The sequence below is a fragment of the Streptomyces fradiae genome (assembly GCF_041270065.1).
Lineage (GTDB): Bacteria > Actinomycetota > Actinomycetes > Streptomycetales > Streptomycetaceae > Streptomyces.
On sequence record NZ_CP065958.1, the window covers coordinates 1160305 to 1175372 of the forward strand.

The following is a 15068-nucleotide window of genomic DNA, read 5'->3' on the forward strand; positions in this document are numbered from 1 at the left end:
TGGATGGTGGTCGGATCGCCTCAGGCGGGGACTGCGGTGGACGGGTTCGCCGTGCGGCCGGCGGTGGGGTCCACCGTGGGCCGGCAGTCCAGGAGGTCCACGGGCCGGCCCATCGCGACGGCGATCTTCCGGTCGCCCCGGTACGGGTCGCGGCCGTGCGCGCAGAGCACGTTGTCGACCAGCATCACGTCGCCGACCTGCCAGGTCTCGCGGACGGTGGCGGCGTCGTAGGCCGCGTTCAGGGCGTCCACGTCCTCGCGCGACAGCGGCTCGCCGTCGCCGAAGCCGGTGTGGAACGGCAGCCCGTCCGGGCCGAATTCGTCGACCATCGCCTCCCGGATGTCCGGGTCGAGCGACCACTCGTTCCAGAAGGCCAGGTGGTTGAACCAGACCTCCTCGCCGGTGTGCGGGTGGTGGATCGTGGCCGCGCGCAGCTGGCTGGTGCGGAGGTTGCCGTCCGGCTGCCACTCCCAGGTGATGCCGCTCTCCCGGCAGTACGCCTCGACGTCGGCGCGCTCCTCGGTGCCGAAGGCGGTGCGCCAGCCGAGCGAGACGTAGTCCGAGTAGTTGCGGGTGAGCGTCCAGCCGGAGGACCGGCCGCGCTCTGCCAGGTGGTCGGGGAGCCCGGCGAGGACCTTGCGGACGTCGGCGGTCGGCGTGGCGCCTCCGGTCTCGGGCGCGGTCAGGCAGGCGAAGAGCAGCCGGCCGGGGAAGGTCAGGGTGTAGCTGTTCTCGTTGTGCATGCGGATCGACTGGGCGGGCGGCAGGTCGGTGGACGAGAAGACGCCGTCACCGAAGTCGCTGCGCGGGGTGGCCTTCTCCCGGTACGGGGTGGGCTCGGGGATCAGCACATCGCGAACGGCGGCGACGTCCGCCGGCTCCGCGACCGGCAGGCCGCGCAGGAAGATCGTGCCGTGCTCGTGCAGGGCGGCGGTCAGCGCGGTCTCGTTCTCGCGCAGCCACGCGCAGGCCTCGGCGAGGCCGGCGGTGGGCGGCACGTGGGCGAGGGCCGGGCGGCCGGGGTTCAGCTCCCAGGTCGGCATGGCGGCGCTCACCGCTGGTCGAGCGTGGCGAGCAGGCTCGCCGGGCGGATGTCGGTCCAGTTGGCCTCGATCCAGTCGAGGCACTCCTGGCGGGGCGCCTCGCCGTGGACGGTGGTCCAGCCGGCCGGCACGTCGATCCAGACCGGCCAGAGCGAGTGCTGGTTCTCGTCGTTGACCAGGACCAGGTAGGCGGCGTTGTCGTCCTCGAACGGGTTGCTCATGGTGGTCTCCGTATGGTGATCGGTGATCCGGGCTGTGATTCGAAGGTAGGTGCGCCGGACGGGCGGGAGCGGCACAAGCCCCGGCAGGTGAGCGGCAGTTGGCGCACTGCCGGAGGGCGCGGGCCCTGCGGGTCCGCAGGGACCTGGGGGTCCGGAGGGACCTGGGGCGGACGTGGCCGGCGGCTCATCGGCGGACGAGGCGCACCGGGAAGCGGTCCAGGCCGAAGTTGATGATCGAGCGGTTGTGGTCGACCGGCCCGGCGGGCTCGATGCGGGCGGCCTTCTCCAGCGCGGCCGTGTACAGGGCGCTCAGCTCGGCCTTGGCCAGCGGGGCGCCGATGCAGTAGTGGGCGCCCAGGCCGAGCGCCAAGTGCTTGTTGGGCGAGCGGTCGAGCAGGATCTCCTCGGGCCGTTCGAAGGCCTCCGGGTCCCGGTTGGCGGACCACACCCACACCGCGACCCGGTCGCCGCGCCGGATGTGCCGGCCGCCCAGCTCGACGTCCCGGGTGGCGGTGCGCAGCGTGTGCAGGCCCACCGAGGTCCAGCGCAGCAGCTCGTCCACGGCCGAGTCCATGGACACCTCGCCCTGCTGCAGCCTCCGCCACAGATCGGGGCGCTGGACGAGGGTGTACAGGCCCATGGCGGCGGTGTGGCGGACGGTCTGGACACCGCCCACCACGATGTTGTCCAGGTTGAGCACGACGTCCTCGACCGGCAGGAGCCGTCCGCCGACCTTGTACGTGGCCATCATGGAGATCAGGTCGTCGCGCGGGTCGGAGCGGCGCAGCATCACCTGGTGCAGCAGGTACGGGATCAACTGCTGGTGTCCGGCCCGGCGTTCCTCCGGCGTGCGGCCGAGGAAGGCGACGTCGCAGACCCGCACCACCATGTCGCGGTCCTTCTCGGGCACGTCGAGCAGGTCGCACATGACGGCGAGCGGCAGCGCGGAGACCACGTCGACGAGGTCCGCCTCGCCCTGTTCCACGGCCCGGTCGAAGAGCTCGCCGGCCCGCTCGGCGATGGAGCGGGCGGCGCCCCGTACACCGCCCTTGGAGAAGAACGGGTTGGCGGGGGCGCGCAGTTCGCGGTGGCGCGGCGGGTCGGTGAGGGCCATCATCCGGCCCGATCCGACCGGCACGTTGCCCTCACCGGCCCCGAGCAGCGAGCCGGACTCCGAACTGAACACGGCGGCGTTGCGCAGCACGTCCGCCGACTCCCGGTACGTGAGCACCGACCAGACGGGGCCGTCGTCGACCGTATCGGTGAGGTGCACGGGCGCCTCGCGGCGCAGCTCGGCGACGAGCTCCGGGGTGTCGGGCCGGGCCCACAGGGCCGGGTCGGTGAGGTCGACGGCGGTCGTGGTGGGGCTCGGCATCAGTGCTCCTTGGGGGTGGTGGAGGAGATATCAGTTGCCTGACGCCTCGTCAGGAGAGAGGTCAGGAGGTCGACCGGTCCCGGCCGGTCGACGGTGGCGAGCAGGTGCCCGCCGGGCAGCACGCGGTGGCCGAAGGCACCGCGGGTGTGGGCGGCCCAGGCGGACAGGTCGGTGGTGGCGAGCATCGGGTCGCCGGCTCCGGCCACCGCGTGGAGCGCGGAGCCGATCGGCGCGTGCGGGCGGTGGCGGTACGTGGCGCTGACGGCGAGGTCGGTGCGGATGGCCCCGAGGGCGAGCTCGACCAGGTCCGGATCGGCGCGGACCAGCTCCTCCAGACCGGTGAGCCGGAGGAGTTCGGCCGCGTCCAGGTTGCCGGTCTCGCGCTCCTCCCACTCGGCGGGGCTGGGCGCGCCGGCCACGACGACCAGCTCGGGGCGGCGGTCGGCGGGCAGCGCGCGGGCGACCTCGTAGGCGAGCAGGGCGCCGAAGCTCTGCCCGTAGAAGGCGAATCGGCCGCCCCCGCCGCCGGTCAGGTGCGGGGTCAGCGCTTCGGTGACGGCGGCCACCAGGGCGTCGAAGTCGGGCGGCATCGGGTGCCGGCTGCGGCCGCCCCTGGCCGGCGGGCGCAGCGCCCACACCTCGGCGACGGGAGCGAGGGCGCGGGCCAGCGGGGTGTACGCGGTGGCGTCGCCACCGGCGTGCGGGAAGCAGAACAGACGGACCGGACGATGCGGCTGGGGAGCGGGGACCAGCAGCCAGTCGCCCTCGACGCGGGGGCGGGCGCTCCGGGGAGCCGGGGTACGGAAGGAGGTGGTCGTGGTGGTCATCGGACGGCCGTCCGGCGGGCGGTGAGGGCGGGCCGTGCGGCGGCGGGGCCGGCCGCGGCGGCGCGACGGACGGCGGCGGTGAAGTCGGCCAGGTCGACGGCGTCGAGGAGGTGCCGGAGCTGGAGCTCGACGCCGAGCCTGCGGCGCAGCAGGTGGACGACACGGAGGGCGGCGAGCGAGTGGCCGCCCAGGGAGAGGAAGTCGTCGGTCGGCTCGACGGCGGGCACACCGAGCACGGTGCGCCAGACCTCGGCGACCTGCTCGTCCACTCCCCCGTGCGCGTCCGATACGCCCGAGACCGCGTCCGAAGCGGTGTCCGGGGCCGGGGCCGGGGCCGGAACGGGCAGGGCGCGGTGGTCGACCTTGCCGTTCGGGGTGAGCGGCAGGGCGTCGAGCACGGTCAGGGTGGACGGCACCAGGTGGGCGGGCAGGGCGCGGCGGAGCTCGGCGAGCAGGTCGGCGGGGCGGACGGGCGCGCCGCCGGCCGCGCCGGTGACGTAGCCGGCGAGACGGTGGTCGCCGGGCGCGGCCTCGTGCACGGTGACCGCGGCCGCGGCGACCGGGTCCAGGGCGGCGAGCGCGTGCTCGACCTCCCCCAGCTCGATCCGGAAGCCGCGCAGCTTGACCTGGCGGTCCACCCGGCCGACGTATGCGAGCAGCCCGTCGGCGGAGCGGCGAGCCTGGTCGCCGGTGCGGTACATCCGCGCGCCGGGCTCCGGAGCGAACGGATCCGCCACGAACCGGCCCGCGGTCAGGCCCGGGTGACCCGGGTATCCGTGCGCCAGACCGGGTCCGGCCAGATACAGCTCGCCCACCGCGCCGGCGCCCGTCACCGGCGCGAGCCGGTCGTCGAGCAGGTACGCGCGGACGCCGGGCAGCGGCTCGCCGAGGTGCGGGCCGGGGCCGGTGATCGGCGCGGTGATCGCGTCGACGGTGCACTCGGTGGGCCCGTACAGGTTGAGCGCGTCGATCCCGCCGTCGGCCATTTCGCGCCAGGTCCGGGCGGGCACGGGCTCACCACCCATGAACAGGCGCGGCACACGGGCGCCGGTACCGGTACCGGCCAGCGGTTCGCGGAGCAGCTGCCAGTGCGAGGGCGTCAGGTCGAGATCGGTGACGCCGTGCTCGGCGAGCAGCTCGACGAGACGGGCGGGTTCGGCGCGCCGGGCGTCGTCGATCAGCACCAGGGTGTCGCCGCGGCAGATCCGTATCCACTGCTGCACGGAGGCGTCGAAGGAGACGCTGGCGTTCCAGGCGACGACGCCCGGCTCCGGCCGGTAGGCGCCGCTGCGCTCGAGCGCGGCGGCGAGATCCGCGACGGCGCCATGCGGCACCTCCACGCCCTTGGGCCGGCCGGTGGAGCCGGAGGTGTAGATGACGTACGCGGAATCGAGCGGGTGCGGCGTGAACGCAGCGGCGGGCTCGGCCGCGGCATCGGGCCGGAGCACCGCGACGCCCGCCGGCACGGGCGGCGCGGCGTCGGAGCTGACCACGGCGGCGAGCCGCGCGTCGGCGGCCATGAAGCCGATCCGCTCGGCCGGGTACGCCGGGTCGAGCGGCACGTACGCGGCGCCCGCCCGCCAGACGGCGAGCAGCGCGACGGGCAAATCGGACGTACGACCGAGATGCACCCCGACCCGGTCGCCGCGCCGCACTCCGGACGCCCGCAGGGCACCGGCCAGCCCGGCGGTGCGGCGGTCCAGTTCGGCGAAGTCGAGGCTGCCGTCGACGGCGTGCACGGCGGGCCGCTCGGGGTGGGCGGCGACCGCGGCACGCAGTCGGGCCAGGAGGTCGACGGCGGGGGCGGGAACTTGAGCGGGGGTGTCGGTCGCGAGGGCCGTTGCGGTGGCCGGCTCGGCGTAGGTGGTCATGTGAGGGCACTCCTCGGTGGTGGTCGGTGGGTGGGGTGGGGTGGATGGGTTGATCACGTTGTGTCGCCGCGGGGCGCCGGCGGGCCCGCTACGGCCTTCGGCCCGGCATTGCGGGCGGCCGAAGGGCGACCCGGGACGCCGGCGTCGCCCGCGTACGGGACCGGCGTACGAAACCCGGCGTCCCGGCCCGCCGCGCGCGGCTCGGCGGCCCTGCCTCGACCGACCGGCGGGCGCGACGCCGGCGAACCCTGCCTGGACCGGACCGGCGGGGCCGGGGCCCGCGCGGTCCCGCCGGTGCGTCAGAGGGCGCCCGCCAGGCGCCCCAGCGCCTCCTCGTACGCGTTCATGAACTCCTCCGCCGTGGCGTCGTCCACCACCGCGCGCTGGTGGTCCACGGCGAGCAGGACGCGGTCGGAGACCGGGTCCTGGATCAGGGACGCGCCGAAGGCGAAGCTGTTGGGTTCGTGGCGCAGCGTGGGTTCGCAGCCGATGCGGCTGTCCTCGATGCGGGCGGCGCTGAGGCGGCCGAGGGCGTGGAAGCGCAGATAGCCGAACTGGCTGTCGAGGGCGGTGTCGGCCATCATGCGGGCCAGCCGGGCGAACGGGACCCGGCGGTGCGGCATCATGTCCAGTTCCTCGCGGTGGACGTGGCGCACGAGCGCCGCCAGGTCGTCCCCGGGCTCGGCGACGAGCGGGACGGTGTTGAGGAAGAGGCCGTACACCTCGGTGCCGCCGAGCCGTTCGAGCCGGCCGTTCGTGGCGAGGCCGGTGGTGACCCTGCGCCGTCCGGTGATCCGGGCGAGGGCGTGGAGGTGGGCGGCGAGCGCGACCGACTTGACCGGGACGGCGAGCGCGTCGGCGACGGCGCGCAGCTGTCCGGGGGCGTCGGGCAGCACCCGTTCCACGGTGCGGGGCAGCTCGTGGACGTCCTCGCTGCCGGGCCAGAGCTGGCCGGTGGCGCCGTCGAGCCGCCCCTGCCAGTAGGTCAGGGAGTCCTGGTCGGCGGCGGCCTCGCGCTCCACGGCGACGAAGTCGCGGAAGGCGGTGCGGGGCGGCGGGGTGGGCGCGGATGCCGGGTCGGCGGCGAGCCCGGTGTGCCGTTCCAGGATCTCGGTAAGGAGCGAGGTGAAGCTCCAGCCGTCGAGGATGGCGTGGTGCTCGGAGATCGTCAGCTGGAAGGCGTCGGCGGCGAGCCGCTGCGCGGTGATCCGGAAGAGCGGGGGTGCGGTGAGGTCGAAGGGCCGGTCCCGGTGGTGCGCGAAGACGGCGCGGATCCGTTCGTCCTGGTGCTCCTCGCTCGCGCCCCGCAAGTCCGCGAACTCGACCGGTGCGGCCAGGGTTCCGTGGACGAGCTGGAGCGGTTCGCCGTAGCCGGAGAGGTCGAGTCCGGTGCGCAGGACGGCGTGCCGGGCCATCGCCTCCTCGACCGAGCGGCGCAGGGCGGTCTCGTCGAGCTCGCCGGTGATCCGGTAGGAGTTGACGTTGTGGTAGCTGTCGGTGCCGCCGGCGACCTCCATGTGGAAGACCATGGAGAGCTGCATCGAGACCATCGGGTAGGCGTCGACGATGCCGGGCGGGAGGTCGGCCCGGTCCTCCTCATCGATCAGCGCGAACGGCCGGCCGGCGTCCGCATCGGCGGCCACCGGGCGGGCCAGCGGCAGGAGTTCGGCGACGGTCGGGGCGTTGAAGACGTCCCGCAGGGTGACCTGCCAGCCGCGGTCGTGCAGCGCGCCGGCCAGCTGGACGGCTCGGATGGAGTCGCCGCCGAGGTGGAAGAAGTCGTCGTGGACCCCGATCCCGGCGACGCCGAGCACCTCCGTCCAGACCCCGGCGAACAGTTCCTCCTCCGGGGTGCGCGGCTCCACGTGCCGGCCGGTGGCGGTGGCCGCCGCGAGCCGGTCGGGTGCGGGCAGCGCGGCCCGGTCGACCTTGCCGTTGACGGTGAGCGGGATCGCGTCCAGGACGGTGACCGTCGCCGGAATCATGTACGCGGGCAGGGTGCGGCCGAGGAAGTCCCGAAGGTCGTGGGGCTCGGCGGGCGCACGTCCCGTGACGTACGCGGCGAGCCGGTCCTCGTGGACGGTGACCACGCAGGCGTCCAGCTCGGGATGGGCGGCGACGGCGTTCTCGATCTCGCCGAGTTCGATCCGGAAGCCGCGAAGCTTCACCTGGAAGTCCGCCCGGCCGACGTATTCGAGGCCGCCGTCCGGCAGCCGTCTGGCGACGTCGCCGGTGCGGTAGAGCCGCGCGCCGGGCGGGCCGTACGGGTCGGCGACGAAGCGGCCCGCGGTGAGGCCGGGGCGGTCCCAGTAGCCGTGCGCGAGGCTGCCGCCGCCGATGTACAGCTCGCCGGGGACGCCGGGCGGGCACGGCCGCAGCCAGTCGTCGAGGACGAGCGCGGTGAGGTGCGGCATGGGTGCGCCGATCAGGCTGCGCTCGAAGCCGGTGCCGCCGTCGGCTACGTCGTGGATCGTGACGTGGACGGTGGTCTCGGTGATGCCGTAGAGGTTGCAGAGCCGGGCGGGGGGCAGCGGGTCGAGTGCGTGCCAGCGCTGGACGACGGCCGGGTCGAGCGCCTCTCCGCCGAGCATGATCCAGCGCAGTGCGGGCAGGGCGCGCGGCCGGCGGCGCAGCGCCGGTTCGAGCTGGCGCAGGGCGGAGGGCGTGAGGCAGAGGTGGGTGACCGCCTCCGCGTCGAGCAGTCCGGCGAACTCGTCGGGCGAGCGGCTGGTGAGGTAGGGGACGACGACCAGGCGGGAGCCGTGCAGGAGGGCGCCCCAGAGCTCCCAGACGGTCCAGTCGAAGGCGTAGCTGTGGAAGAGCGTCCAGACGGTGTCGGGGCCGAAGCCGAAGTGCGCGCGGCCTGAGTCGAGGAGGCGGCTGACGTGCTCGTGGGCGATGCCGACGCCCTTGGGGCGGCCGGTGGAGCCGGAGGTGAAGATGAGGTAGGCGAGGTCGCCGGGGCGGCCGGCGGCGGGCGGCCGGACGGCCGGGTGGGCCGCGATCTCCGCCGCCCGGGCGGTGAGGTCGAGGGTCTGCCAGGGGCCGTCGGGGGCCCGGTCGGGCCGGTCGGTGAGGACGAGCGTGACGGCGGTGTCGCCGAAGACGAGGGCCGCGCGGTCGGCCGGGGCGGCGAGGTCGACGGGCACATAGGCGGCGCCGGTCTTGAGGACGGCGAGGATGGCGGCCGGAACGGCGGCGGTGCGCTCCAGGAGCAGGCCGACCCGGTCGCCGGGGCGCACCCCGCGGTCGATCAGGGTGTGGGCCAGCCGGTTGGCGCGGGCGTCGAGTTCGGTGTACGTGAGGGTGGCGCCCTCGTCGCTCACGGCGGGCCGGTCGCCGTACGCGTCGGCGGCCCGCTCGAAGAGGTGGTGGAGGCAGTGGCCCGCGTCGAGGCGGGCGGGGCGGTGCGGGTGGCCCGTGGAGGTGAGCCGGAGCACGGTGGCGTCCGGGTCGGCGAGCGCGGCGTCGAGGAGGCCGGCGTAGTCGGCGGCGAGCCGGCGCACGGTGGCGGCGTCGAAGAGGTCGCTGCTGTACTCGGCCTCGCCGCGCAGTTCACCGCCTCCCGTGCTGTCGGTGCTGTCGAACACCGACCAGGTGAGGTCGAACTTGCTGGTGCCGTTGGAGCGGCTGCCGCGTACGGCGGTGGCGGCGCCGAGCGCGAGCGGCGTGCGGTCCTCGGCGTGGGCGCCGAACACCACCTGGACCAGCGGCGGGTGCTGTGCGTCGCGGGCGGTGCCGAGCAGGTCGACCAGCTGGTCGAAGGGGACGTCGAGATACCCGAAAGCGTCGAAGGCGCCGTCCTGGACGTCGGCAAGGAGCCGGCGGAAGGTCGCGTCGGGGGCGAGCCGGACGCGCAGCGGCAGCAGGTTGACGAAGTAGCCGAGCAGGTCGCCGAGTTCGGGACGGTCGCGGGTGGTGACCGGGGTACCGACGATCAGGTCGTCGGCGCCGGTCCAGCGGTTCATCAGGAGGGCGAAGGCGGCGAGCTGGACGGTGAACGGGGTGACGCCCTCCTCTTCGGCGAGCGCACGGACCCCGGCCGCGGTGCCGGGCACGAGGTCGAAGGGCTCGGTGCCGCCGCGGGGGCTGCGCTCGGCGGGCCGGGGGCGGTCGCCGGGCAGTTCGAGCAGGGTGGGGGCGCCGTCGAGGCTCTGCTTCCAGTGGGCCAGGTGCTCCTCGTACGACGTGTGGCGCCCCTCCTCCGCCCAGTCGGCGTAACGGGTGCTGAGCTCCGGCAGCCCGGTCGGCCCGCATGTGCCCAAGGCGGCGTAGAACGCGGTGAGTTCGCGCTCGAAGAGCTCGGCCGACCAGCCGTCCCAGACGATGTGGTGGACCACGAACAGGAGCGTGGTGCGGTCGTCGGCGAGCCGGAACGCCTCGGCGCGCAGCAGCGGCCCCGTGGTCAGGTCGAAGGGCTCGGCGGCCCGCTCGGCCATCAACTCCTCGGCGCGCCCGGCCCGTACGGCTTCGGGGAGGTCGCGGAGGTCGGTGACGGCGAGCGGTACGGCGAGGGTGGGGTGGACGCGCTGGCGCGGGCCGTCCTCGCCCAGCTCGAAGGTGGTGCGCAGCACCTCCTGCCGGGCGACCACGCCGTCGAGGGCCCGTTGGAGCAGCGCGAGGTCGAGCGGTCCCGTGACGTCGTACGTCCACGGTGTGGTGTATGTGGGGTCCTTCGGGTTCCACCGGTCGAGGAACCAGAGTCCGCGCTGGAGACCGGAGACGGGCGCGGTACGGGCGAAGGGGCCGGCCGGGGGCGGGATCGGCGGCACTGCCGACAGGTCGGCGGGCAGGTCGGCGGGCAGGTCGGCGGACGGGCTCACGGCCTCGTTCCCTTCGGTCGGCGGACGGTTCGTGCGGGCCTGCGGCTCCGGGCGTCGTGTCATCGCGCGGCCAGCCGTTCCGCGATGGCGCCGACCGTCCGGCCGCGGAAGACCGCCTGGGGCGGGACCCGGGTGCCGGTCTGCTTGGAGAGCTGCATGGAGACCCGTACGGCGGCCAGCGAGTTGCCGCCGAGGCGGAAGAAGTCGGCGTCGGGTCCGGGGTCCTCGCTGAGCTTCAGGACGGTCCGGACGGCGTCGGCGACGAGGCGCTGGTCCGGGGTCAGCGGGTCGGCCGGGGCGGCTTCCGCGCGCTGGGCCGGGGCGGGCAGGGCGCGGCGGTCGATCTTGCCGTTGGGGTTGAGCGGCAGGGCGTCGAGGACATCGAGCGTGGTCGGGACCATGTGCTCGGGCAGCAGTCCGGCCAGGTGGTCGAGCAGCGCGTCCGGGTCGGGCCGGGCCGTTCCGGCGGCGGTCACGTACGCGGCGAGCCGCTGGTCGCCGGGGGCCGGCTCGTGGACGGTGACGGCGGCCTCGCGTACGGACGGGTGGCGGGTGAGCGCGTCCTCGATCTCGCCGGGTTCGATCCGGAAGCCGCGGATCTTCACCTGGTCGTCGATGCGGCCGGTGATCTCCAGGACGCCTTCCGTCGTCCGGTGCCCCAGGTCGCCGGTGCGGTAGAGCCGCTCGCCGGGTGCGCCGAACGGGGAGGCGACGAACCGTTCGGCGGTGAGGCCGGGCCGGCCGACGTAGCCGAGGGCGAGGCCGCCGCCGGCCGCGTACAGCTCCCCGGAGGTGCCGTCCGGCACGGGGCACAGCCGCTCGTCGAGGACGTGGATCTCCTTGCCGTGCAGCGGGCGGCCGATCGGGATGGAGGCGCCGGAGGCGTCCTCGGGGGTGGCGCGGTGGCAGGTGGTGAGGCCGAGGCTCTCGACGGGGCCGTAGCCATTGGCGACGACGAGCTCCGGGTACTGGTCGAGTGCCTTGCCCACGTGGGTGACCGAGGCCCGCTCGCCGGCGGTGAAGGCGACGCGGAGGTCGTCGTACGTCTCCGGGAACTCTTCGAGCAGGAAGTTGAACAGGCTGGCGGAGAGCTGGAGTTGGGTGACTCCGTGGCGCCGGGTCAGCTCGGCGACGGCCTGCGGGTCGGGCCGCTGGCCGGGCTGGAGCACGCACACGCCGCCGAAGGCCAGGGCGCCGTACAGCTCCAGGGCGAAGGCGTCCCAGGAGACCGGGGAGCACTGGAGCCAGACCTCGTCGGGCCCGAAGCGGGCGTAGTCCTGGCCGAGGTACGTGCTGACGAGGGCGCGGTGCGGGACGGCGACGCCCTTGGGGCGGCCGGTGGAGCCGGAGGTGAACATCACACAGGCGAGGTCGGCGCCGGTGACCGGAAGGCCGGGGTCGTGGCCGGGGCGGGCCGCGAGGGCGGCGGCCTCGGTGTCCAAGTCGAGGTGGCGGGCGACCGGGAACGGCAGGCTCGTCTCGCGGTGCGTGACGAGCAGCGCGGCGGCGCTGTCGGCGACCGCGCCGGCCAGCCGCTCGGCCGGAAAGTCCGGGTCGAGCAGGGTGTAGGCGGCGCCGGCCTTCAGGGCGGCGAGCAGGGCGACGACGAGATCCGGTCCGCGTTCGACCAGGACGGCGACGGTGTCGCCGCGGCCGATGCCGAGGTCTGCGAGGTGGTGGGCGAGGCGGTTGGCCCGCTCGTTCAGGGTGCCGTAGTCGACCCGGTCCTCGCCGGAGACCAGGGCGAGGGCCCGCGGATGCCGGGCGGCCCGGTCCTCGAACAGGGTGTGCACCGGCGCCTCGACGGCCGCGGCGAGTGTCCCGAGCCAGGCCTCGCACAGCTCGGCCATGGTGCCGGGGTCGAAGAGGTCGGAGTCGTACTCGAAGCGGCCGGTGAAGTCGGTGCCGCGGTCGTCGACGGAGATCGACAGGTCGAAGCGGGAGACCGGGTTGGAGTGGAGCTCGCGGGCGACCTCGGTGCCGCCGACGGTCAGCGGTCGGGTGTCCAGCGGGTGGAGTTCGAGGAGCACCTGGCAGAGCGGGTTGCGGTCCTCGGCGCGGTCGTCGGGGCGGTCCGCCATGACGGCGCCGGCGATGGCGTCGAAGGGCGCCTCCTGGTGGCGGTAGCCGTCGATGGCCACCTCGCGGACATGCCGGACCAGGTCACGGAAGTCCATGTCCTCGCCGAGGCGGACGCGCAGCGGCAGGAGGTTGACGAAGTAGCCGACGAGGGCGTCGAGTTCGGCCCGACCGCGGACGCTCACCGGGGAGCCGAGGACGAGGTCGCGCCGGCCGGTCCGCCGGTGCAGGGTGAGCGCGAGTCCGGCGAGGAGCACCATGTACGGCGTCGCGTCCTCGCTGCGGGCCAGGGCCCGGACGGCCTCGGCGACCGGACGGGGCATGGCGAAGCGGTGGAAGGCGCCGCGGAAGGCCTGGACCTCGGGGCGGGGCCGGTCGGTGGCGAGGACGGGTTCGGTGGGCGCGTCGCGCAGCTGCTCGCGCCAGTGGTCGAGCTGCCGCTCGGCGGTGCCGTCCTGCTGCTGCCAGGCGCTGTAGTCGGCGTACTGGACCGGGAGTTCGGGCAGCTCGGCGGGGCGGCCGGTGGCCAGGGACTCGTACAGGGCGGCCAGTTCGGTCTCCAGAACGGGCAGCGAGCCCTCGTCCCAGACGATGTGGTGGCAGAGCAGCAGCAGGGTGGAGGTCGCGCCGGTGCGGTAGAGATGGGCGCGGACGAGCGGGCCGGTCTCCAGGTCGAAGGGCACGAGCGCGGCCTCGGCGATCAGCGCGTCCAGGGCGTCGGCGGTGGTCTCCCGGACGGTGAACGGCAGCTCCACGGAGGGGTGGACGATCTGCCGGGGGCCGTCCTCGCCCAGTTCGAAGGTGGTGCGCAGCGCGCCGTGCCGGTCGACCACACCGGCCAGGGCCCGGCGGAGCAGCTCCGGGTCGACCGGTCCGGCGAAGCGGAACACCCAGGGCACGACATAGGTCGGCGCGCCGGGATTCCACTGCTCCAGGAACCACAGTCCGCGCTGGAAGTTCGCCAGCGGTGCCTCGGTGGCGCCGGTCGGGACCAGTTCCGGGCGGTCGCCGGCGTCCGACGCGGCGCTGACGGCGGCGGCGAACTCGGCGAGGGTGGGTGCGTCGAAGATGGTGTACGGGGAGATCATGCCGAACACGTCGAAGACGCGGCCGACCACGCGTACGGCGGTGAGGGAGTCCCCGCCCAGGTGGAAGAAGTTGTCGTCGGCGCCGACCTCGGGCACGCCGAGGACGTCGGCCCAGACGGCGGCGATCAGCTGCTCGGCGGGGGTACGCGGCGGACGGCGGGCGGAGGCGGCCGCGGCGGGTACGGCCTGCGGCTCGGGCAGCGCCGAGCGGTCGACCTTGCCGCCGGCGGTCAGCGGGAAGGCGTCCAGCGGGGTGACGGTGGCCGGGACCATGTGCTCGGGCAGCCGCTCGGCCAGGTGGGCGCGGAGTCCGGCCGGATCGGGCGCGGTGGCGGTGGCGGCGGTGGTCGCGGTCCCGGTCACATAGGCGGCGAGCCGGCCCTCGTGCGCCACGACGACCGCTCCGGCGACGTCCGGATGGCCGGCGAGCACCTGCTCGATCTCGCCGGGCTCGACCCGGAAGCCGCGGATCTTCACCTGGTGGTCGGCGCGGCCGACGAACTCCAGCGCGGCGTCGGCGCCGGGCCGCCGCACCACGTCGCCGGTGCGGTACATCCGGGCGCCGGGCTCCGGCGCGAACGGGTCGGCGACGAACCGGCCCGCGGTCAGGCCGGACCGCCCGTGGTAGCCGGAGGCGAGCAGCGGCCCGCCGAGGTACAGCTCACCGGGTGTGCCGGGCGCCACCGGCCGCAGCCGCTCGTCCAGGACGTAGGCGCGGCGGTCGCCGAGCGGGCGGCCGATCGGGACGGTGTCCGCCGGCGACTCCTCCCCCGCCGCCGGGCCCGCGGCCGGGCCGGCCAGCTCGTGGACGGTGGCGGTGACGACGGTCTCGGTCGGTCCGTAGGCGTTGAGCAGCGGGATTCCGGTGGCGGCCCACCAGCCGGCGGCGGTGTCCGGGTAGAGCCGGTCGCTGCCGGAGATCATCAGTCGGAGCGTGCGCGGCGCCGCTCGGCCGTGCTCGCGGAGCGCGGCCACCACCTCCTGGAAGTAGCCGGCGGCCAGGTTGGCGACGGTGACGCCCTCGGCGTCGAGGAGGTCGAGCAGGGCGGCGGGCGCCAGGAGCTGCTGCTCGGGTACGACGACGCGGGCGCCGGCCGAGAGCGCGGTGAGGACCTGCTCGACGGCCACGTCCACGGTGGGGCGGGCGAAGTGCAGTACCACGTCGTCCTCGGTGAGCCCGAAGCGCTCGACGGCGGCGGCCAGATGGCCGGTCAGCGCGGCGAGCGGCACGTGGACGCCCTTGGGGCGGCCGGTGGTGCCGGACGTGTAGATGAGGTAGCCGGCGGTCCCGGCGGTGCCCCCGGCGCGGGTCGCCCGGTCGAGCGGGGCGGACGCGTCGAGTCCGACGATTTCGACGAGCTCGCCGTCGGTGTAGGCGAGGGTGGCGCCGGCGTCCTGACGGATCCACTGGTTGCGCTCCTCGGGCGCCTCCCGGTCGAGCGGCAGGCAGACGGCGCCGGCCCGGAGGGCGCCGAGCAGGCCGACCACGTGGTCGAGCCGGTCCCTGCCGGTGACGGCGACCGTCCGCCCGGGCGCGATCCGGGCGGCGAGTGCACCGCTCAGCTCGTCGAGGTCCCGGTAGGTGACGGTCCGGGAACCGATCCGCAGGGCCGGGCGGTCCGGAAACCGGCGTGCGACGGATATGAAGGGAAAACCGCGAGATTCCATCATCCAACCCCGATGAATTTGACGACGCCACGGGCAGTGGTCGGTAGCGGTCTCGACGATAAGGCGGACCATC

7 protein-coding genes are annotated in these 15068 nt (G+C 74.9%); all 7 read right to left on the reverse strand.

The window, feature by feature from the left end; genetic code table 11:
• Window positions 1–20: 20 nt before the first annotated feature.
• Window positions 21–1043: a TauD/TfdA family dioxygenase gene (locus tag JAO84_RS05075; protein ID WP_370416664.1), complete on the reverse strand. Its 1023-nt coding sequence runs from the start codon at window positions 1041–1043 to the stop codon at window positions 21–23.
• An 8-nt stretch (window positions 1044–1051) separates the two neighbouring features.
• Window positions 1052–1264, reverse strand: coding sequence for an MbtH family protein (locus JAO84_RS05080; protein WP_370410776.1), 213 nt, complete (start codon window positions 1262–1264; stop codon window positions 1052–1054).
• A 184-nt stretch (window positions 1265–1448) separates the two neighbouring features.
• The gene (locus JAO84_RS05085; protein WP_370410778.1) at window positions 1449–2639 is read right to left on the reverse strand and encodes a cytochrome P450; all 1191 of its coding nucleotides are present in this window, start codon (window positions 2637–2639) and stop codon (window positions 1449–1451) included.
• A complete protein-coding gene (locus JAO84_RS05090) occupies window positions 2639–3466 on the reverse strand; it encodes a thioesterase II family protein (RefSeq protein WP_370410780.1) in 828 nt (275 codons plus the stop codon). Before JAO84_RS05090 ends, JAO84_RS05085 begins: the two co-directional genes overlap by 1 nt.
• Window positions 3463–5337: a non-ribosomal peptide synthetase gene (locus tag JAO84_RS05095; protein ID WP_370410782.1), complete on the reverse strand. Its 1875-nt coding sequence runs from the start codon at window positions 5335–5337 to the stop codon at window positions 3463–3465. The genes JAO84_RS05090 and JAO84_RS05095 overlap by 4 nt, the downstream gene beginning before the upstream one ends.
• 299 nt (window positions 5338–5636) lie before the next feature.
• Window positions 5637–10160 carry an amino acid adenylation domain-containing protein gene (locus tag JAO84_RS05100; RefSeq protein ID WP_370410784.1) on the reverse strand — a complete coding sequence of 1508 codons (4524 nt, stop codon included), beginning with the start codon at window positions 10158–10160 and terminating at the stop codon, window positions 5637–5639.
• A 59-nt stretch (window positions 10161–10219) separates the two neighbouring features.
• Window positions 10220–14998: an amino acid adenylation domain-containing protein gene (locus tag JAO84_RS05105; RefSeq protein WP_370410786.1), complete on the reverse strand. Its 4779-nt coding sequence runs from the start codon at window positions 14996–14998 to the stop codon at window positions 10220–10222.
• Window positions 14999–15068: the final 70 nt, after the last annotated feature.